Raw genomic sequence first — 19,334 nt, forward strand, 5'->3', positions numbered from 1 at the left:
TCAACCACCCGGGCCACCGCCCCCCTTCAGATGAATGAATTCCCGTGGGCGCCGCCCGGGGTTGCAGTGCCATGATTGCCGTCATGGGCGATGTTCTGAGCTCTCTGATTCTGGGTGCCGTGTTGTGTGCGCTGGGCATGCTGATGTGGCGTGCCCTGCGCGCAGGTCTGGTGCCGTCCCTGCGGGCGGGCCGGACCACCGTCACGCCGCCCCCTGTGGTGCAGCCCAGCAGCGCGCCGACCCGCCTGCCGGTGATGGCCCGGCGCTACCTGCTCAACCGCAGCGAGCAGCACTGTTACCGGGTGCTGCGCGCGGCCCTGGAAGGCACGGCCTATCAGGTGTTCCCACGGGTGCGGCTCAACGATGTGTTTACCATCACGGCGGCGGGCACCGAGCAGTACAGCACCCTGGGTCGCCTGCGCGACAAGCGGGTGGATTTCCTGATCGTGGAGGGAGACGACCTGCGGCCGGTGCTGGGCATTGAGCTGGAGGATTCCGAGCTGCGCCACGGCATGCTGCGCGACGCGGTGCGCGAGCTGGCCTTCGCCTGTGGGCGGCTGCCGCTGCTGACGCTGGACGTGCAGGAGCTGGACGACGCCGACAGCGTGCGGGAACCGCTCAGCCAGCACCTCTGGGAACTGTCAGGACCGTAACGGCCAATTGGGCCTTAAGAAACAATCCGGTCAGAGTTCTGAAAGGCTGGACTCGGTACAGTTTCAGTACCCCGCGACCAACCTGTTCTGCATCGTCCCCATCGCGGGGTTCTGTTCTTCTATCTCGGCCGCGTCGGTGACGGGCGCTAGACCGTCGTTGTCCGGCGCCGGTTCTCCGTCCGGATGCGGGTGCTGCAGGTGGGCCAGTCCCTCCTGCAGCACCCGGATCTGTTCCAGGTTGGCCTGATCATGCGCGTCCACACTGCATCCTGACACACGGCAGCGCTCAGGCCAGCTGCAGATGTGGCCCAGGCCACTCAGTCGCGGCTGGCCTGCACCTCGGGCGGCACCGTCACGTCGAAGAGCGCCTGCACAAATTCGCGGCTGTCGAACGGCTGCAGGTCGTCCGGCCCCTCCCCCACCCCGATGAACTTGATCGGCACGCCCAGCTCCCGCACGATCGGCACCACGATGCCGCCCTTGGCCGTGCCGTCCAGCTTGGTCACCACCACGCCGGTCAGCGGGATGGACTCGTTGAACTTCTTGGCCTGCTGCAGCCCGTTCTGGCCGGTCACGGCGTCCAGCACCAGCCACACCTCGGCCGGCTCGCCCGGGTCGGCCTTGTCGATGACCCGGCGCACCTTCTTGAGCTCCTCCATCAGGTTGTGCTTGTTGTGCAGCCGCCCCGCCGTGTCCACGAACAGCAGATCAAACCCGCGTGCCCGGCGCACCGTGGCGCCGTCGAAGGCCACCGCTGCCGGGTCGCCGCCGTCCGGCCCCTGGATCACCGGGATCTCCAGGCGCTCGCCCCACACGCCCAGCTGCGCGCCCGCCGCTGCACGGAAGGTGTCGCCAGCGGCGAACATCACGCGCTGGCCGCGGGTGGCGTAGTATCGGCCCAGTTTGGCGATGGTGGTGGTCTTGCCGACACCGTTCACTCCAATCACCATCACGACCTTGCCCTTCAGCTCTACCCCGACGCGCCGGGCGTCCGGCGTGAAGCCCAGCTTGCGGAACTGCGCGCGGCGGGCGTCCGGCTCCAGCTGCAGGGTCATCGCTTCCATCAGCGCCTCCTGCAGGTTGGGCTTGCTGCTGTTGCGGATGTCCTGCAGGATTTCCTCGGTGGCCTCGCGGCCCACGTCGGCTGCGATCAGCGCGTACTCCAGGTCCTCCATCGTTTCCAGGCGGGTGGTGAACACGTCCTTCAGGTCGGTGCCGAGCAGGCCCACCGAGTCGTTCAGCTGTTTGCGGGTCTTGCTGAGCCCCTCTTTGAGGCGGTCTAACCATGACATACGCTGAGCATACAGGGGGCGGCCCGGCAGGAAGGCAGATCATCTCGCCATCACCTGCCCCCGGTACAACAAGGAGAGATGATGCGCCCTGCCCTGCTGCTGTGTGCCCTGAGCCTGACGCTGGCCGCCGCCCAGCCTGCCCCAGCCGGACCGGCCCTGCCGCAGGGCGTGGTGTGGACGCTGCAGAGCCTGACCGAGGGCGGCATCACCACCACGCTGAGCGGCCCCCGCCTGACCCTGCGCTTCGACGGCCAGACGGCCAGCGGCGTCACCACCTGCACGCTCTATCACGCCGACTATGTGGCGCGCGCCGAGGTGCTGCGCTTCGGCCGGCTGGTCACCACCCGGCGCGCCTGCCTGGACCCGCGTGACGGGCTGGATTATCAGGTCCTGAACCTGCTCGGCCTCACCGGCCGCTACCAGCTGAGCGGCGGCGGCGCCACCCTGACGCTCCTGTCGGGCCGGGACAACCGGCTGGTGTTCGCCCAGGCGGGCGCGCGGCCGGGCCTGGCGCTGGAGGGCGCGCGCTGGACCCTGCTGGGCAGCGGGCTGGCCCCGGTGTACTTCACCTTCACCCAGGGCCGCCTGAGCGGCTCGGATGGGTGCAACAGCTTCAGCGGCCCGGCCCGCCTGAGCGGGGCCACCCTGCAGTTCAGCGGGCCGGTGGCCAGCACCCGGCGGGCCTGCCCGGGCGATCAGGCCGCGTCCACCCTGCCCCGGCTGCTGGAACAGGGCCTGCAGGTGCAGCTGGACCCGGCGGGCCAGACCCTGACGCTCCAGGGTGGAAGCGTGCCGCTGACCTTTCAGCGCGGCACGCCCTGAACTCCACCGCTCAGCCGGCCGGCTGAAGGGCGCGGTCGAGGCGGTCGAGCACCCGCGCCTGACCCAGCGCCTCCAGCAGCTCGAACAGGCCAGGGCTCTCGCTGGTGCCGGCCACCGCCGCCCGCAGCGGCTGCATCAGCTTGCCCGGCTTGACGCCTAGCTCCTGGGCCAGCGCGCGGAGGGCCACATCGGTGGTGTCATGGCGGAAGTCCGGGAGCCCGGCCAGCCGCTCGCGGGCGGCGCGCAGCAGGTCCTGCCCTTCTGCGATGAGCGTGGCGGCCTTGTCGGTGACCGGATAGTCCTCGCTCCAGAAGTAGGGCGTCTTGGCCAGAAACTCACCCAGCAGTTCGATGCGCGGGGTCAGCATCACCACCACCTGGGCGAAGTAGTCGTCGTTGGGGGCGGTGAAGCCGCGCTCCGACAGGTAGCTGTACAGCCGCTCGCGCACCTGCTCGGGCGTCAGCACCTCGCGCAGGTACTTGCCGTTCAGCCACTTGAGCTTCTCCAGATCGAAGACCGAGCCGCCCAGGCTCACCCGGTCCCAGGAAAAGTGCTCGATCATGTCCTGCACGCTGAAGATCTCGCGCGGCTCGCCGGTCTCGGGGTCCGGCGGCATGGTCCAGCCCATCATGCCCAGGTAGTTCAGCAGCGCCTCCCGGATCACGCCCATCTCGATGTAACTGGCGGCCGAAGCGTCGCCCCGACGCTTGCTGAGCTTCTTGCCGCCGGTACCGAGCAGCCAGGGGGTGTGAATCCACTCCGGCTGCTCCCAGCCGAACGCCTGCAGGATCTGAATATGGATGGGCGTGCTGGTGAGCCACTCCTCGGCGCGGATCACGTGGGTCACGCCCATCAGGTGATCGTCGGCCATGGCCGCCAGGTGGTAGGTGGGGAAGCCGTCGGCCTTGAGCAGCACCTTGTCGTCCAGCTCGCTGTTCTGGAACACCACGTCGCCGCGCAGCCGGTCGCGCACCACCGTCTCACCGGTCAGCGGCACCTTCAGACGGATCACGAACGGCTCGCCCGCCGCCGCACGGCGGTCGCTCTCCTCCCGGCTCAGCTCGCGGTCGCGGCGGTCGTAGCCGCGGTAGCTCTCGCCACTCGCCTCGGCCGCCTTGCGCCGGGCCTCCAGCTCCTCGCTGGTGTCGAAGGCCCGGTAGGCCTTGCCCTCATCCAGCAGCTGCTGGGCGAGCTGCTGATGGAGGCCCGCCCGCTGCGACTGGGTGTAGGGCCCCCGGTCGTCCTCGTGGCGCGGGCTGGCGTCGGGCGTCAGGCCAATCCAGTCGAGCATGTTCAGGATCTTGTCCTCGGACGCGGCGCTGTACCGGGTGCGATCGGTGTCCTCGATCCGGACGATGAACTTTCCTGCGTGCTGGCGGGCGTACACGTAGTTGAAGAGCGCCTGATAGGCGGTGCCGACATGCGGGTCGCCGGTGGGGCTGGGCGCGATGCGGGTGGTCACGGGAGCTGTCATCGTTTCAGGATAGCGAAAGCAGGCCGGGGCGCTTCGCCCCCTGGACGGCTGGTACACTGGACTCAGGATGACGGCGAAACGGGCGGTGCTGGTGCTGGGCGTGCTGCTGGCGGCGTGTGGCCGGACCGGGGTGCCGGCCGCAGCGCCGGACATCAGCGGCACGTACCTGGGGCAGGTGGTGTCGTCGGACGGCGAGCAGGCGGCCCTGCAGGTGCGGCTGCAGAGTCAGGGCCAGCAGGTGTCGGCCCAGGTCCGCAGCCTGGCCACCGGACAGGTGCTGACCCTGCACGGCCTGAACACCCCCGGCAGCCCCGCCACCGTGCAGTTGTGGGCCGCCAGCGGCAGCGGCGGACGCTGCACCCCGGACCTGAGCGAGCGCTACAGCGTCCGCCTGACCTTTCAACAGGATGGCCGCAGCGCCACGGGCCACGTCACGCATGAACAGTGCAACCCCGTCACCCGGCAGCTGCAGCCGGTGGACGACGGCTCCGGCACGCTGCAGCTGAGGCAGCCGTGAGCCGCGCCGCCCGGACCCGCCTGAGCGCCGAAGAGCTGGCCGACCAGCTGCCGGACGGCTGGAGCGGCGACACCAGCAGCGTGACGCTGGAATTTCAGTTTCCCAGCTATCAGGCCGGCGTGGCCTTTGCCGTGCGGGTGGCGACCCAGGCTGAGGCCAGCGACCATCACCCGGACCTGCTGATCGGCTACCGGCGGGTGCAGGTCCGCTACAGCACCCACGACGCGGGCGGCGTCACGGCCCTGGACCTGCGGGAGGCCAGCGCGGTCAACGGACTGTTCTGACGCTTCTCTGGGCGCCAGATGACAATTCCTGTAGCGCTCGCTCAGGGCGCAGCGGTGGAGCGATACGCTAGGGTAGGCCCAGTGTCGAACGAGCCCCTTCTGAAGCCCGCGCCGGTCCCGGTGCAGCGGCCCGCCCTGAGCGTTCCGGTGCAGCCGGTCCCGTCGGATGTCCTGAACGAATACCAGATCAGCCTGACCGTGCGCGAAGCCGAGCTGGACGAGCTGGGCCACGTCAACAACGTGGTGTACCTGCGCTGGATTGAGGATGTGGCCCGCGCCCACGCCGAGGCGGTGGGCGCCGGCTTTGAGGAGATGGTGCGGCTGGGCACGGTGGCGGTGGTGCGCAAGCACACCATCCACTACCATCGCCCGGCCCGGCTGGACGAGGACATCAATATCCACACCTGCATCAGCGGGGCCACCGGGCTGCGGGCCATCCGCACCAACCGCATCACCCACGCCGATACCGGCGACCTGGTGGTGGACGGTCAAACCGAGTGGGTCTGGGTGGACCCGGACAGCGGCCGGCCCAAGCGCCCCACCGCGGAGCTGCTGTCCAAATTCGGCTTTTAAAGGCTCAGGTGACGGCCCCCGCCACCCGCTGATGCTGCAGGTGCCCGCCGCTGTCCAGCAGCCCGCGCAGCACCTGCACCAGCGTCTCCAGCTCCTCGGGGCGGGTATAGAGCGCCACCGGGGCCAGCCGCAGCACGTCCGGCTCCCGGTAGTCCGGCACGATCTGACGCGCCCGCAGCGCCAGCGACAGGGCGTGCGCCTCCGGGTGCGCGAACGAGACGTGGCCGCCGCGCCGGGCGTGCTCGCGGGGGGTCACCAGCTGCAACTCCGGCAGGTGCTCATCGGCCAGCCGGATCAAGAGGTCGGTGAGCTGGAGGCTCCGCTCGCGCACCGCCGTCATCTCCAGGTCCTCGAACACCGACAGGGCCCCCTCCAGCGCCGCCAGACTCAGGATCGGCGGGGTGCCCATCTGGTAGGCGGCCGCGCCGGATGCCTTGAGGTAGCCGGGCGCCATCTCGAACTGGCTGCCCTTGTCGTTGCCCCACCAGCCGGGCAATGCCGGGGTCAGGTGGTGGTGCCGCCGGTGCAGGTACAGGCCACCCGGCGCGCCAGGACCGGCGTTCACGTACTTGTAGTGGCACCACACCGCGAAGTCCGCGCCGTGCTCGTGGAAGGCGTGCGGCAGCGCCCCGATGGTGTGGGCTGCGTCCCAGCCGATCAGGGCGCCCGCCCGCTGCGCCGCGGCGGTGAGGCCCGCCACGTCCAGCAGCTGTCCGCTGCGGTACAGCACGGTGGGCAGCAGCACCAGCGCCACCTCATCCGTGAAGGCCGCCTGCAGGTCATCATCGTGCAGGGTGTGGCCGTCACGGCTGGGAATCAGGCGCAGCTCGCCGCCCCCGCGCTCGGCCCAGGCGGCCAGCGCGTACAGGTCGGTGGGAAAGTCCAGCGCCGTGGCCACGATGTGCCGCCGCCGGCCTTCCGGGCGGTACAGGGTGCCCACCAGCGCGTGCAGGTTGCTGGTGATGCTGCCGGTGGCGATCACCTCGTCCGGGTGCGCCCCCACCAGCCGGGCGATGGCGGGCGACAGCCGCTCGGCCAGCCCGAACCAGTCGTCCCAGCCGAGCGCGGCCTGCTCCCCCCACTCGGCCAGCCGCTGCTGCACCCGCGCGTGGGCGGCGTGTGGCTGGAGCCCCAGGCTGTTGCCGTCCAGGTAGATGCCGGGCGGCACCGCGAACGCCTCGCGCCTCACGGCCGGGCGTCCATCAGCACGGCGCGGGCCGGCGCTCCGTCCACCCCGCCCAGCGGCAGCGGCAGGCACACCAGAGTGTAGTGGCCCGGCGCCGCCGCCGAGAGGTTCAGGCCCTCCAGGATGTACACGCCAAGTTCCGCGAAGGTGTGGTGGGCATCCAGGGTCTTGCTGGTCAGCGGGTCCACGCTGGGCGAATCGGTGCCGACCAGCCGCACCCCGCGCTGAGCCGCCGCCCGCACGAACTCGGGCGAGAGAGCAGCGAAGTCCTCGGGGAACTGGGTCCAGCGTTCCGGCTGTCCGGTGTACAGCAGCAGCCGCTCCGGCACCTGCTCCAGCCCGTCCAGCACCGAGGCCGGGACCGGGCTATGGCCGCGCACGTCCAGCACCAGCGCCGGACCGATGTACACGTCCAGCGGCACCTGCTCCAGCGTCTCCCCCGCGTCGTCGTAGTGCCAGGGGGCGTCCACGTGGGTGCCGGTGTGGGTGGAGGTGCGCAGCACCCCGGTGTTGACCGAGTCGCCCTGACGGATGCGCAGGGCCGGTTCCACCACGAAGCTGACGTCGCCGGGCCAGTTGGGATGCCCGGCGTTCAGCACGCGCGAGATGTCGATCGGTTGCATGGCCCCAGGCTACCCCACCGGCCGCCGGAGCATCAGGTCGGCTCCGGCCCGTCCGCCTGCCTTGCCGACCGGTACAGCTTGGTGGGCCGGCCCGGCTGACCGTAGGTGAAATCCAGCACCGCCTGGCCCGCCTGGACCAGATACTCCAGGTACCGCCAGGCCGTCACCCGGCTGATGCCCACCTGCGCCCCGACCTCCTCGGCGCTCAGGCTGCGCCCCTGAGCCGCCAGCAGGCCCTGCACCCGCTGCAGCGTCTCGGCGTCGATGCCTTTGGGGAGGTTCTGCACCGTATCCAGGCCCAGAAAGCGGTCCAGGTGCCGCTGGGTCAGGTGGGCCGGCAGGGGCCGGCGGCGCAGCTGCACCCGCTGCAGCGCGGCGTACAGCCGCTCGCGCTCGAACGGCTTGATCACGTAGTCGCTGGCCCCCAGTGCGAGCGCCTGCTGCACCGTGACCACGTCGTCGGCCGCCGTCAGCAGAATGACCTCCAGGGCCTGCCCGGACGCCCGGACCGCCTGCAACAGCGACAGGCCGCTGCCGTCCGGCAGGTACACGTCCAGCAGCAGCAGCTCCGGTTTCAGCGTGGCCAGCAGCCGCTCCCCCTCGGCCAGCGTGGACGCGGTGCCCACCACCTCGGCGCCCGGCCAGGCGTCCACCAGCTCGCGGTTGACCCGCGCCACCCACAGGTCATCCTCGACCAGCAGCACCCGGATCGGCCCGGCCCCGGGGTTCACCGGCGCTCCTGCAGCGGCAGGCTCAGCTGGAACACCGTCTGCTGTCCGCGCCGGAAGTGCCGCAGCTGCCCGCCACTCGCCTGCACCCGCGCCAGCACCAGCGCCAGCCCGTAGCCGCGCCCCTCGCCCCGGGTGCTGAAGCCGCGCTCCAGGATGCGCTGCGTCAGCTCCGGCGGCACCCCCGGCCCGTCGTCCATCACTTCCAGCTGCACGCCCTCCGGGTCCTCCCCGATCGAGACGGTGACGGTGCCCTGCCCCTGCCCGCGCAGCGCCTCGAAGGCGTTCTCGATCAGGTTGCCGGCGCCCGTCACCAGCGTCTCGCTGCTGCTGTCCCAGTGGGCACCCAGGTTGGCGCCCGGCTCCAGATGAAAGCCCAGGCCCAGTTCGGCGGCGCGTTCGCGCTTGCCGATCAACAGGGCCGCCAGCCGTGGCACCGCCACGTCGCGCAGCAGGCCGCGCAGGTCCGCGTCGCGCTGCACCTCCTGGCGGATCAGCTGCAGCGCGTCCTGAGGTCGGCCCAGCTGCAATAGCCCGCTGAGCGTGTGCAGCCGGTTCTGATGTTCGTGGGTCTGGGCGCGCAGCACGTCCACGAAGCCGCGCACGTGGGTCAGCTCCTCGGCCAGCCGCATCAGCTCGGCCCGGTCGCGGAAGCTGGCCACCAGCCCGCCCCCGGCCAGCCGCTCCACATTCACCAGCACCGGGGCGCCGCGCAGCCGCACGTCCAGGTCGCGGACCGGCGCGCTGCCCGGCGGCAGCGCCCCCAGCGCTGCGTGCAGCTCCGGCCAGCTGATGGCCAGCGGCATTGGCACCTGCGACTCGCTGAGGTCCAGCGCGGCCAGCGCGCGCGGGTTGCCCAGGGTGAGCTGGCCGCGCCGGTCCACCGCGATCACCGCCTCGCGCAGCGCCGACAGCACGCCCTCGTGCTGCTGTACCAGCGCCGCGATCTGTTCCGGCTCCAGGTTCAGGATCTCGCGTTTCAGGCGCCGGGCGATCACCACCGCGCCGACCGTCCCCAGCAGCAGCGCCAGCAGGAACCACGGCAGCACCGCCCGGGCCACCTGCGCCGCCAGCCGGTCGATGCGCGGCATCAGGTACCCGGTGCTGACCACCCCCACCACCCGCCCGTTGGCCGCCCGCACCGGCACCTTGCCGCGCACCGCCAGCCCCAGCGAGCCGCGCGCGGTGCTGACGATCTCGCGGCCTGCCAGCGGCCCGGCGTTGTCGCCGCCCTCCATCGGCCGGCCGATCGCCTGGGCATTGGGGTGCGCCAGCCGCACGCCCTGCACGTTGCCCACCACGATGTAGTCGGCGCCGACGTTCTGGCGCAGGCGGTTGATGGTGCGGTTGAAGGCCGGGTCCGGCTGCCCGCGCGTGGCCGCCTGCACCACCTCCGTCATGGACGCCACCAGCCGGGAGGTGCCGAGCGCGCGCTGGCCCAGCTCGTCGCGCACGCTGCGCTGCAAGAACAACACCTCGATGCCGCCCAGCAGCAGCGTGAGCGACACCAGCACCAGCAGGTGCAGCACCACCAGCCGCCCCACAATGCCGGGGCGCAGGGAGTAGGGAGGGCGGCGCATCCTGCCTTCAGTGTGCAGGCTCGCCCCCCTCACAGGTAGGAGTCCAGGCACGCTCAGTAGAAGATCAGCAGCTGGTTGGCCGGGATGTGGATGTGCACCTGCTCGTCCGTGAGGCGGCCCGGGGTGTGGAAGCGCAGCCGCTGGCCGTGAATCTCCACCCAGTGCTCCCAGACCGGCCCCAGGAACACGCTGCTCACCCGCCGGGCCGAGAGGGTGTTCGGCTGGCCCGGTGCCCCCGGCAGCAGCGCCTCCTGCCGCAGCACCACCCGCGTCTGTCCATTCAGTTCCGGGTCCGGGACGCCCACCCCCACCAGCGAGGTGCCGTACACGTCCACCCGGGTCAGGTGGCCGTCGGGGCGCGGGTTGCTGGCCTCCAGGATGTTGGGGTTGCCGATGAAGTCGGCCACGAACAGCGAGTTCGGGTGCGCGTAGACCTGCTCCGGCGCGTCGTACTGGGTCAGCCGGCCGCCGCGCAGGATCGCCACCCGGTCCGCCACCGCCATCGCCTCGGACTGGTCATGCGTCACGAAGATGGCGGTCTTGCCGCTGGCGTTCAGCGCCTCGCGCAGCCACACCCGGGCGTGCTCGCGCAGCTTGGCGTCCAGGTTGCTGAGCGGCTCGTCCAGCAGCAGCACGCTCGGCTCGGTCACGAAGGCGCGGGCCAGCGATACCCGCTGCTGCTGCCCGCCGGACAGCTGGCCCGGATAACGGCCGGCCAGGGCGCCCAGCCCCAGCTGGTCCAGCACCGCCTGCACCCGCTCGGTCAGCTCGGCCTTCGGCACGCGGCGCTGCTCCAGCCCGAAGGCCACGTTCTGGGCCACGGTGCGGTGCGGCCACAGCGCGTAGCTCTGGAACACCAGCCCCAGGTTGCGCCCCTCCGGCGGCACGTTCAGCCGGCGCCCGGCGTTGTACATCTCGCGCCCGGCGATGGTCAGCGTGCCGGCGTCCGGCGCCTCCAGGCCGCTGATGCAGCGCAGCAGGGTGGTCTTGCCGCTGCCGCTGGGGCCCAGCAGCGCCACGATCTCGCCCTCGTGCACCTGCAGGTTGAGGCCGTCCAGGATGGTGTTGCCGCCCAGGCGCTTGCCCAGGTTCTGAATTTCGAGGGCCACCGGCCGGGCCACGGGCATGCTGGGCGTCTGGGCAGAAGCAGTCAGGGTCATAGGTACCTCCGGGGTGGGGCGCGGCTCAGCCGGGCCGCACACCGATGCGGGTGGCCAGGGCATAGACCACCACGATGATCAGAATCTGGACGCTGGACAGCGCGGCGATGGCGTCCACCGCGCCGGTGCCCCACAGCTGCACGATCTGGGCACCCAGCACCTCGGTGCCGGGCGTCAGCAGGTACACGCCGGTGGAGTACTCGCGCACGAACTGCATGAAGATCAGCAGCCACGCGGCCACCAGCCCCGGGCGCAGCACCGGCAGGGTGGCGCGCAGGAACGCCTGGGTGGCGTTGGCGCCGCCGATGCGGGCGGCCTCCTCCAGGTCACGGCTCACCTGCGAGAGGGTGGCGTTCAGCAGCCGCACGCCGTACGGCATCCACACCACCGTGTACGCGATGGCGATGCTCAGCAGGGTGGGGCGCATGGGCTTCAGGAACGGCACGAACAGGAACAGCCACAGCATCGCCAGGCCCATGATCAGCCCCGGCACGGCGCGCGGCAGGCCCGCCACGTAGTCCAGGGTGCGGCTCACCCCGCGCGGCGCCCGCTGGATGGCCAGCGCCACCAGCAGATACACCGCCACGGCCAGCGCGCCGCCCACGCAGGCCAGCACCACGGTGTTCAGGATGGCGCGGCTCAGGTCCGGCGTGTGGAAGACGGAGAGGTAATTCTGCAGGCTCAGGGCATGCAGCAGGTTCACGCCGGGTCCCCAGCTGCTCACCAGGCTGCGCAGCAGCACGCCGCTCATCGGCACCACCACCGCGAACAGCAGGTACAGCACGGTCAGCACGGTCAGCGGCCAGCGCCATGCGCCCAGCCGCAGCCGCTCGCTGCGGTAGCCCTTGCTGCCGAGCGAGGCGTAGCTGCCGCGGGTGCGCGACAGGCTGCGCTGCATAAACACGATGATCAGCGCCAGCAGGATCAGCGTGACGGCCACCACCGCCATCGGGCCATAGGCCGGCACGCCGGTGATGGCGGTCAGGCGGTACAGGTAGGTGGTGATCACGTCCACGCCGCGCGCGTCACCCAGCACCAGCGGCAGCCCGAAGATCTCGAAGCCGAGCAGCAGCATCAGCATGGCGCTGTACACCAGGGCCGGGCGCACCAGCGGCAGCGTGACGCGCATCATCACGGTCCAGACGTTCGCACCGCTCAGCCGGGCCGCCTCCTCCAGGCTGGCGTCCAGGTTCTTCATGGTGGTGCTGACGTACAGGTACACGTACGGCACGTGAGTAAGGCCCGCGATCAGGGCGATGGCCGGCAGCGTGTAAATGGTCCACGGCACCCCGGTCACGCCGAAGGTCTGCATGTACCACGCGCTCAGGAAGCCGCTCGGTCCCAGCGCTACGATGAAGCCCACGCCCAGCACGATCGGCGATACGAAGATGGGGGTCAGCAGCAGCACCTCGAAGGCCCGGCCCATCGGCAGGTCGGTCTTGGTGACCAGAAAGGCCAGCAGCGCCCCGAGCGGCACCGCAATGAAGATCATGGCGGCGGCCAGCACCGCGCTGTTGCCGAAGGCCCGCCAGAAGGCGGCGTCGGTCAGCACCTGCTGGTACGCCTGGAGGCCGGCAGTCTTGACCGGCGCGAAGAAGGGGTTGGAGAGCAGGCTCTGGTAGGCGAGCAGCAGCAGCGGCGACAGCACTGCGAGGCTCACGGCGGCGAGCAGCAGCCACCAGCCCCCGCCCGGCACCTTCACGGTGCGGACGGGGAGCTGGGCACGCTCGCGCCCGCTGGGGGTCGGCGCGGCGGTCATGGCCTAGTTGCCCTTCACAGCCTTGCGCCAGCTGTTCAGGAAGGTGGCGCGGGTGCCCTGGTCCAGGTTGCTCAGCAGCGCCTTGCTCACCGGAATCACCTTCAGGTTGGCCGCCCCGCCCACCGCGCTCGTCAGCGTGACGCGGGTGGCCTTGCCGGCCACGTCGCCGCGCAGCGCGTAGATCAGCGACTGGTTGGCCATCACCAGCTGGCCGCGGCGCGACAGCAGGTAGTCCAGGAACAGCTTGGCCGAGTTGGGGCTGGAAGCCGTCTTGCTGATGAACGCGACCCGCTGGAAGGCCACGGTGCCGTCCTTCCAGAAGCGCATGCCCAGGTCCGGCACCTTCTGCTGGCGCAGCAGCGCGTAGCTGCCGATGATGTTGTAGCCGTACAGGGCCTCACCGCTCACCACCTTCTCGATCATGGCGCCGGTACTGCTGTACAGGCCCGCCTGGCTCTTGCCCAGCCCGGCCATCACGCCCGCGAAGTTCTTGGTGACCTGGTTGTCGTACTCGGTGAGCGTGAAGCCCACGCCGCTCTTCTCCGGGTCCCAGGTGGCCAGCTTGCCGGTCAGCTTGCCGCTGTTCAGCAGCGTGGCGAAGGCCGCGTGGGTGGCCGGCAGGTCGCTGGCCTTGACCAGCCGCTTGTTGTAGATCAGCGCGACCGGCTCCAGGGTGGTGCCGTACGCCTGATTCTGGTAGTTGCTCTCCGGCCCGAAGTTCTTGAGTTCCGGGCTGGCATAGGTCAGCGCGTAGCCCTGGCTGGCCAGGCTGACCTGCAGGTCCATGGCGCTGCTCCACAGCAGGTCGGCGCTGGGCGACCCGGCTGCCGCCTCGCTGATGTAGCGGCTGTACAGCTGCGACGTGCCGATGTCCTGGTACTCCACGTTGACGAAGGGGTAGAGCTTCTTGAAGTCGTCCACCAGGAACTGAGCGCTCGCCTGGTCGGTGGACGAGTAGATGGTCAGCTTCTTTTCCTTCTTGGCGGCGTCAATGATGCTGGCGTAGCTGGCCGGGTAGCCGCCCGGCACCGTCTGGGCGCTGGCAAGGGCGGGCAGGGCGAGGCTGAGGGTCATCAGGACCTGTCGGACGGGCAGTGAACGCATAGGGTCTTCCTCCTGGAGTGGGCCCAGGCAGCCGCCGGGGGCGCTGCGCTGGCAACTGTGTTTTCGGTGGCTTCAGCGTAGGGGGGGCAGGGCGGCCCGCCGCACTTGCGTGCATTGCGTGTGTGATGTTCATGGCCGTGAACACAACTCCGCCCCGGCCGATCTGCACGCTCTACACTGCGGCCATGCCCTCTTCCAGCGGCTCCCTGAGCGCCAGCCTCACCGCCTTCACCCGGCGGCTGCGGCAGGCCGGGCTGACGGTCGGGCCGGCCGAGACCGCCGACGCGCTGCAGGCGATGGGGCTGCTCACGCTGCTGGACCCGCTCACCCAGCGCGACGCCCTGCGGATGATCCTGACGGCCCGCCACAGCGAGCGCGCCACCTTCGACGCGCTCTTTGACCAGCATTTCCTGCAGCACGACATCGAGGAGGTGCCGGGCGCCTCCCCCCCGGCCGCCTCCTCGCCCGACGCGGCGCCGGACACACCGCCCGAGGACGCCGACGGCCTGGAGACCCCCCAGCTGCACCCGCTGGGTGAAACAGCCGGAGACGACGAGCAGGACGCCGGGGACACGGCCCGCAGCCTACGCTCGCAGCTGAGCCCGCACGCCGGGCAGGGGGAGGCGCCGCAGGCCCACGCCGACGACCTGACCCCGCTGCTGCACGCCGCCAGCGCCCTGGTGCGGCAGGTGCGGCTGGGGCACGCCCGACGCTGGAAGGCCATGCCGCGCGGCCCCCGCTTCGACTTCCGGCGCACCCTGCACGCAGCGCTGCGCACCAGCGGCGACCCGGCACAGGTGCGCTACCAGGGTCACCCCCGGCGCCGGCCGCGCTTCCTGCTGGTGCTGGACGGCAGCCGCAGCATGGCGGCCCACACCGGCCTGCTGCTGCGCTACGCCGCCGCGCTGCAGCTGCGGAGCCAGCAGGTGGAGCTGTACACCTTCAGCACTGGCCTGACCCGCCTGACCCCGCAGCTGCGGCTGGCCACCCGCACCCACGGCCGGCGGCTGGAGCTGCAGCTGCCGCCGCTGGGCGACGCCTGGGGCGGCGGCACCCGCATCGGGGAGAGCCTGCTGCGGCTGGCGCACGACGAACAGGCCCGCCTGAGCCCCGACACGCTGGTGCTGATCCTGAGTGACGGCCTGGACACCGGCGAGCCGGAGGTGCTGGCCCGCGCCCTGCGTGAGTTGCGGCGGCGCAGCGGCCTGCTGGTGTGGCTCAACCCGCTGGCGGGCCTGCCCGGCTACCAGCCGTTGGCGCGCGGCATGGCGGCGGCGCTGCCGCTGGTGGACGTGTTCGCGGCGGCCGATGGGGTGCCGGCCCTGGCGGCACTGCCGGGGCAGCTGCGGCGGCTCAGCCGGGGGTAGGGCCGGCCAGCGCCTGCTCCAGCGCGTTCCAGGCGAGCAGCGCGCACTTGCGCCGGGCGTGCAGCCGGCTCACGCCCTGCAGCGCCTGCAGGTCACCGAGCGCGGGGTCGGGGGCCTCCTCCCCCATCACCATGGCCCGGAAGTGGGCCGCCAGCGCCTGCGCGTCGGCCACGGTGCGGCCGCTCAGCGCCTGGGTCATCAGGCTGGCCGACGCCTGACTGATGGCACAGCCGTCGTCCCTCGAAGTGCACCGCGGCGAGCTGTTCGCCCTCCCGCTGCGCCCAGACCGTCACCTGATCGCCGCAGCTGGGGTTGTCCAGCGCGGCAAAGGGGGCGCCGGGCAGCTCACCCCGGTTGCGCGGACGCTGCTGGTGCGAGCTGATGATCTCGCGGGCCACCGATTCGGGAAGCATGCTGAAAGTGTAGCGCCGCCGGGCAGCGCTACAGTGGCCGGGTGCCCGCTCCCTCCTCCCCCGCGCTGGTGATCGGCGGCATCAACGCCGACCTCAAGAGTCAGACGCTGGCCCCGCCGCAGCTGCACACCAGCAACCCGGCCCACAGCCGCATGACGCCCGGCGGCGTGGCCCGCAACGTCGCTGAGAACCTGGCGCGGCTGGCCGTGGCCGTGCGGCTGCTGGGCGCGGTGGGCCGCGACCCGCTGGGCGACGCGGTGCTGCAGCAGACCGGGGCGGCCGGGGTGGACGTGAGCGGCGTGCTGCGCCTCTCCGGCCCGACCGGTACCTACACGGCGGTGCTGGACCACCACGGCGAGCTGCTGATCGGGCTGGCGGCCATGCAACTCACCGATCAGCTTACGCCAGAGCGGGTGGGGTCGTGGCGCAGTCAGGTGGCCGGGGCCGCCCTGCTGGTGCTGGACGCCAACCTGCCCTCCGCCACGCTGCTGCTGCTGCTGGACGCGGCGCGGCAGGCGGGCGTGCCGGCGCTCCTGGACCCGGTGAGTGCGCCCAAGGCGGCCCCGCTGCGTGGCCAGCTCTCGGGCCTGTACCTGATCACGCCCGACCGGGCCGAACTGGAAGCGCTGACCGGCGAGCCGGACCCGGACCGGGCGGCCCGGCAGCTGCTGGAGCAGGGGGTGCAGCACGTGCTGCTCACGCAGGGGCGGGCCGGCAGCCGGCTGTACGTCCACGGGCAGCCGGCCCCCCTGCAGACCGGCGCCCCCGAGGCCCGGGTGCGCGACGTGACCGGCGCCGGCGACGCGCTGCTGGCGGGCCTTTGCGCGGGCCTGCTGCGGGGGCTGGCGCTGCCGGACGCGCTGCACCTGGGCCACCGCTGCGCCGCCCGGACGGTGGAAAGCGAGTACACTGTGCGGCCAGACCTCGGCTCTGTGGTGCGCTGACCTGCGGCGCGCCGGGCCGGGTGGAGTTCGCCCCTGACCCCTCGTCTCATGCCCGGAGGAACACCTATGCCCCTGAACCCGCAGCTCGACTACACCCCTGAAGTGCGCGACGCCCTGGAGCTGGGCCGCCCGGTGGTGGCGCTGGAAAGTACCATCATCAGCCACGGCATGCCGTATCCGCAGAACGTGCAGACCGCCCGCGAGGTGGAGGCGCTGGTGCGGCAGCACGGCGCGACCCCCGCCACCATTGCGGTGCTGCACGGCCGCATCAAGGTGGGTCTCTCGCCGGACGAACTGGAACTGCTGGCCACCGACAAGGCCGTGCAGAAGATCAGCACCCGCGACCTGCCGGTCACGGTGGCGCTGGGCGGCCACGGGGCCACCACCGTCGCCAGCACTATGCGGATCGCCCATCTGGCCGGCATCCGGGTGTTCGCCACCGGCGGGACCGGTGGCGTGCACCGCGGCGCGGAGCGCAGCATGGACGTAAGCGCCGACCTGACCGAGCTGAGCCGAAGTGAGGTATGCGTGGTGAGCGCGGGGGTCAAGAGCATTCTGGACATCGCGCTGACGCTGGAGTATCTGGAGACGCAGGGCGTGCCGGTCATCACGCTGGGCGCGGACGAATTTCCGGCCTTCTACAGCCGCCAGAGCGGGCACCCCTCGCCGCTGACGGTGGACACGCCGGAGCAGGCGGCGCGGGTGCTGCGTGCCAAGTGGGAGCTGGGGCTGGGCGGCGGGGTGCTGCTGGCCAACCCGGTGCCGGAAGCCAGCGAGATTCCGGCGGCCGAGATCACCCCCCACATCCAGCAGGCCCTCTCAGACATGGACGCGCTGGAGATCACCGGCAAGCACACCACGCCGTACCTGCTGGGACGCATCGTGGAAATCACCGGTGGCCGCAGCCTGAGCACCAACATCGCGCTGGTCAAGCACAACGCGGCGGTGGCGGCCCAGGTGGCCGAAGCCTATATGGCCATGGGCATGAACTGAGGCGCGGCCTGGCGGCAAAGCCCACCGGGTAGCTCAGCCAGAACAAGAGGCGGGCGCATGGAAACTGGTCCATGCGCCCGCCTCTTATTTCCCGGCGCTTCAGTCGGTGCTGCCCACCGGCTGCTCCTGCGCCTGCAGCTGCCGCACGATCTCGGCCATTGCCACGTCGGCGTGGAAGCGGCCGTTCTCGATGAACACCTGATTGGTGCGCCCGGCAAAGCCCGCGCTGCCGGCCACGAACAGGCCCGGCACGCTGCTCTCGTAGTGCTCGCTCAGCACCAGACACTCGTCCGGCTGGGTGTCCAAGCCCAGCGCCTGCATGAAGCTCAGGTTGGGCCGGTAGCCGGTCAGCGCGAAGGTGAAGTCGGTGGGCAGCGGGGTGGTGCTGCCGCTCGGTCCCTGCACCAGCACGTGATCCGGGTGGATCTCCAGCACCTGCGACTCGAACAGGGCGCTGATGCTGCCCTCCTTGATGCGGTTCTCCAGGTCCGGCCGCACCCAGTACTTGATGGTGCTCTTGAGTTCCGGTGCGCGCACCACCATGGTCACGTTGGCACCGCTGCGCCACAGGTCCAGGGCGGCGTCCGCGGCGCTGTTGCCGGCCCCGATGACCGTCACGTTCAGCCCGAAGAACGGGTGCGCCTCGGTGTAGTAGTGCGAGACGTTCTCGCCGTCCTCGCCGGGAATACCCAGGTGCAGCGGGTTGTCGTAGTAGCCGGTGGCGACCAGCACCCGCCGCGCCTCCACCACACCCTGCTGGCCGTCCTTGGCCTCCACCTCCACGGTGAAGCCAGCCGGGGCCGCGTGGATGCGCGTCACCTCGGTGTACTGGCGGATGTTCAGCTGCTCGCGCTGCGCCACCAGCCGGTAGTACATCAGCGCGTCCTTGCGGTCCGGCTTGTCGTGCCCCGTCACCATCGGGTGGTTGCCGATTTCCAGCTCCGGCGCGGTGGTGAAGAAGGTCATGTAGGTGGGGTAATCGAAAATCGCGTTCACCACGCACCCCTTCTCCAGCACCACATAACTCAGCCCCGCCCGCTTGGCCGCGATGGCCGCCGCCAGTCCCACCGGCCCTGCTCCCACAATCGCCACGTCAATCATGAGGGCCATTGTGCCGCACCCTGCGGGCCGCAGACCGTAAGGGAAGGCAGAGGAACCCAGGCGGGACGGCAGGGGTGGACCCCGCCTCTCTGCCCGGATGAATGTTCCTCTCAGGCAGCGGTGGCCCGTTCCTAGTCCACCTCACCCTGGACCAGCAGCAGGCCCAGGCTGTACGAGTCTGCTCCCGGCATGTCCTGAAACGCCTCGTCTTCCAGCACGGCCAGCAGCCGCTGCTTCAGCAGGCTGGCCCGCTCCCGGTTCAGCCGCAGCCCGCAGACGTTGAACAGAACCGGCTCGTCGCCCGCGAACAGCTGCAGGGCGGTGTGGTCCGGGTTGCCCAGGTGCAGGCTGCTCGTCTGGTTGTGATGCTCCAGCCAGTAGCCCCAGAGCCTGAAGGTGCCGTACAGCTGCTTCAGGCCCAGCTGCACGAAGCGCTGCATGCGCGGCATGACCTGCCCCTGGGCGAACTGCTCGAGCGTCTCGGCCCCGGTCACCTCGAAGGGAATGAACCACCTGGGCGGCACCCGGTAGTAGCGGACGGGTCGCCCGGCGCGCGGCTCGGTGCGGCTGACCTCCGCCACCCCGGCCCAAACCAGTTTCTGAAGCTGATAGTGCACCGGCCCCAGCCGGGTCTGCAGCGCCCGGCTCAACCCGGCGGCGCTGCATTCCCCGACCATCAACCGGGTGATCAGGGTCCGCAGCCGCACGTCCAGCAGCAGGGCGGCCTGCGCCGGGGTGGCCACACGGTGCAGCAGGGTCAT

At 70.9% G+C, this 19,334-nt stretch carries 21 protein-coding genes; 8 read left to right on the top strand and 13 right to left on the bottom strand.

What is annotated here, in order from left to right; all coding sequences use genetic code 11:
- Positions 1–83: 83 nt before the first annotated feature.
- Entirely contained in the window at positions 84–653 is a 570-nt protein-coding gene (locus tag ABOD76_RS05955) for a DUF2726 domain-containing protein (RefSeq protein WP_350243883.1), read from the top strand.
- A 63-nt stretch (positions 654–716) separates the two neighbouring features.
- Here ABOD76_RS05955 and ABOD76_RS05960 read toward each other — a convergent pair whose 3' ends face one another.
- The gene (locus tag ABOD76_RS05960; RefSeq protein WP_350243884.1) at positions 717–914 is read right to left on the bottom strand and encodes a hypothetical protein; all 198 of its coding nucleotides are present in this window, start codon (positions 912–914) and stop codon (positions 717–719) included.
- A 56-nt stretch (positions 915–970) separates the two neighbouring features.
- Positions 971–1,945, bottom strand: coding sequence for a signal recognition particle-docking protein FtsY (gene ftsY / locus ABOD76_RS05965; RefSeq protein ID WP_350243885.1), 975 nt, complete (start codon positions 1,943–1,945; stop codon positions 971–973).
- 78 nt (positions 1,946–2,023) lie between these two features.
- On the opposite strand from ftsY, the gene ABOD76_RS05970 reads away from it, so the two are divergent.
- Positions 2,024–2,767 (top strand): META domain-containing protein, encoded by a 744-nt coding sequence (locus ABOD76_RS05970; RefSeq protein ID WP_350243886.1) that lies wholly within the window; start codon positions 2,024–2,026, stop codon positions 2,765–2,767.
- Positions 2,768–2,777: 10 nt separating this feature from the next.
- On the opposite strand, the gene gltX is transcribed toward ABOD76_RS05970, so the two are convergent.
- Entirely contained in the window at positions 2,778–4,241 is a 1,464-nt protein-coding gene (gltX, locus tag ABOD76_RS05975) for a glutamate--tRNA ligase (RefSeq protein WP_350243887.1), read from the bottom strand.
- A 67-nt stretch (positions 4,242–4,308) separates the two neighbouring features.
- Here gltX and ABOD76_RS05980 point away from each other — a divergent pair, with 67 nt between their 5' ends.
- From ABOD76_RS05980 to ABOD76_RS05990, 3 genes are all read left to right on the top strand, one after another.
- The gene (locus ABOD76_RS05980; protein WP_350243888.1) at positions 4,309–4,758 is read left to right on the top strand and encodes a hypothetical protein; all 450 of its coding nucleotides are present in this window, start codon (positions 4,309–4,311) and stop codon (positions 4,756–4,758) included.
- Complete coding sequence (locus ABOD76_RS05985) at positions 4,755–5,042, top strand: 4a-hydroxytetrahydrobiopterin dehydratase (RefSeq protein WP_350243889.1); 288 nt, start codon at positions 4,755–4,757, stop codon at positions 5,040–5,042. Before ABOD76_RS05980 ends, ABOD76_RS05985 begins: the two co-directional genes overlap by 4 nt.
- A gap of 81 nt (positions 5,043–5,123) precedes the next feature.
- Positions 5,124–5,615 (top strand): acyl-CoA thioesterase, encoded by a 492-nt coding sequence (locus ABOD76_RS05990; RefSeq protein ID WP_350243890.1) that lies wholly within the window; start codon positions 5,124–5,126, stop codon positions 5,613–5,615.
- Positions 5,616–5,619: 4 nt separating this feature from the next.
- Here the strand turns inward: ABOD76_RS05990 and kynU are convergent, their stop codons facing one another.
- From kynU to ABOD76_RS06025, 7 genes are read right to left on the bottom strand one after another with little or no spacing between them, the layout of a single operon-like run.
- On the bottom strand, positions 5,620–6,804 hold the full coding sequence (gene kynU / locus ABOD76_RS05995) for a kynureninase (protein ID WP_350243891.1): 1,185 nt from the start codon (positions 6,802–6,804) through the stop codon (positions 5,620–5,622).
- On the bottom strand, positions 6,801–7,424 hold the full coding sequence (locus tag ABOD76_RS06000) for a cyclase family protein (protein WP_350243892.1): 624 nt from the start codon (positions 7,422–7,424) through the stop codon (positions 6,801–6,803). Before ABOD76_RS06000 ends, kynU begins: the two co-directional genes overlap by 4 nt.
- Before the next feature lie 32 nt (positions 7,425–7,456).
- Entirely contained in the window at positions 7,457–8,155 is a 699-nt protein-coding gene (locus ABOD76_RS06005) for a response regulator (protein ID WP_350243893.1), read from the bottom strand.
- Positions 8,152–9,732 (bottom strand): sensor histidine kinase, encoded by a 1,581-nt coding sequence (locus tag ABOD76_RS06010; RefSeq protein ID WP_350243894.1) that lies wholly within the window; start codon positions 9,730–9,732, stop codon positions 8,152–8,154. Before ABOD76_RS06010 ends, ABOD76_RS06005 begins: the two co-directional genes overlap by 4 nt.
- 53 nt (positions 9,733–9,785) lie before the next feature.
- Entirely contained in the window at positions 9,786–10,892 is a 1,107-nt protein-coding gene (locus ABOD76_RS06015) for an ABC transporter ATP-binding protein (RefSeq protein ID WP_350243895.1), read from the bottom strand.
- A 25-nt stretch (positions 10,893–10,917) separates the two neighbouring features.
- Positions 10,918–12,651, bottom strand: a complete 1,734-nt coding sequence (locus ABOD76_RS06020; RefSeq protein ID WP_350243896.1) for an ABC transporter permease — start codon at positions 12,649–12,651, stop codon at positions 10,918–10,920.
- A 3-nt stretch (positions 12,652–12,654) separates the two neighbouring features.
- The gene (locus ABOD76_RS06025) at positions 12,655–13,755 is read right to left on the bottom strand and encodes an ABC transporter substrate-binding protein (RefSeq protein ID WP_350243897.1); all 1,101 of its coding nucleotides are present in this window, start codon (positions 13,753–13,755) and stop codon (positions 12,655–12,657) included.
- A 185-nt stretch (positions 13,756–13,940) separates the two neighbouring features.
- Here ABOD76_RS06025 and ABOD76_RS06030 point away from each other — a divergent pair, with 185 nt between their 5' ends.
- A complete protein-coding gene (locus ABOD76_RS06030; protein ID WP_350243898.1) occupies positions 13,941–15,122 on the top strand; it encodes a vWA domain-containing protein in 1,182 nt (393 codons plus the stop codon).
- On the opposite strand, the gene ABOD76_RS06035 is transcribed toward ABOD76_RS06030, so the two are convergent.
- Positions 15,109–15,321, bottom strand: a complete 213-nt coding sequence (locus ABOD76_RS06035; RefSeq protein ID WP_350243899.1) for a hypothetical protein — start codon at positions 15,319–15,321, stop codon at positions 15,109–15,111. The two genes, ABOD76_RS06030 and ABOD76_RS06035, sit on opposite strands and share 14 nt — an antisense overlap.
- 255 nt (positions 15,322–15,576) lie before the next feature.
- On the opposite strand from ABOD76_RS06035, the gene ABOD76_RS06040 reads away from it, so the two are divergent.
- Positions 15,577–16,479, top strand: coding sequence for a carbohydrate kinase family protein (locus ABOD76_RS06040; RefSeq protein WP_350243900.1), 903 nt, complete (start codon positions 15,577–15,579; stop codon positions 16,477–16,479).
- Positions 16,480–16,545: 66 nt separating this feature from the next.
- Positions 16,546–17,472 (top strand): pseudouridine-5'-phosphate glycosidase, encoded by a 927-nt coding sequence (locus ABOD76_RS06045; RefSeq protein ID WP_350243901.1) that lies wholly within the window; start codon positions 16,546–16,548, stop codon positions 17,470–17,472.
- A gap of 99 nt (positions 17,473–17,571) precedes the next feature.
- Here ABOD76_RS06045 and ABOD76_RS06050 read toward each other — a convergent pair whose 3' ends face one another.
- Together ABOD76_RS06050 and ABOD76_RS06055 are read right to left on the bottom strand one after the other, a co-directional pair.
- Positions 17,572–18,582 (bottom strand): YpdA family putative bacillithiol disulfide reductase, encoded by a 1,011-nt coding sequence (locus ABOD76_RS06050; protein ID WP_350243902.1) that lies wholly within the window; start codon positions 18,580–18,582, stop codon positions 17,572–17,574.
- Between the two features lie 122 nt (positions 18,583–18,704).
- Entirely contained in the window at positions 18,705–19,334 is a 630-nt protein-coding gene (locus ABOD76_RS06055) for a winged helix-turn-helix domain-containing protein (RefSeq protein ID WP_350243903.1), read from the bottom strand.

The sequence above is a fragment of the Deinococcus sonorensis KR-87 genome (assembly GCF_040256395.1).
GTDB lineage: Bacteria > Deinococcota > Deinococci > Deinococcales > Deinococcaceae > Deinococcus > Deinococcus sonorensis.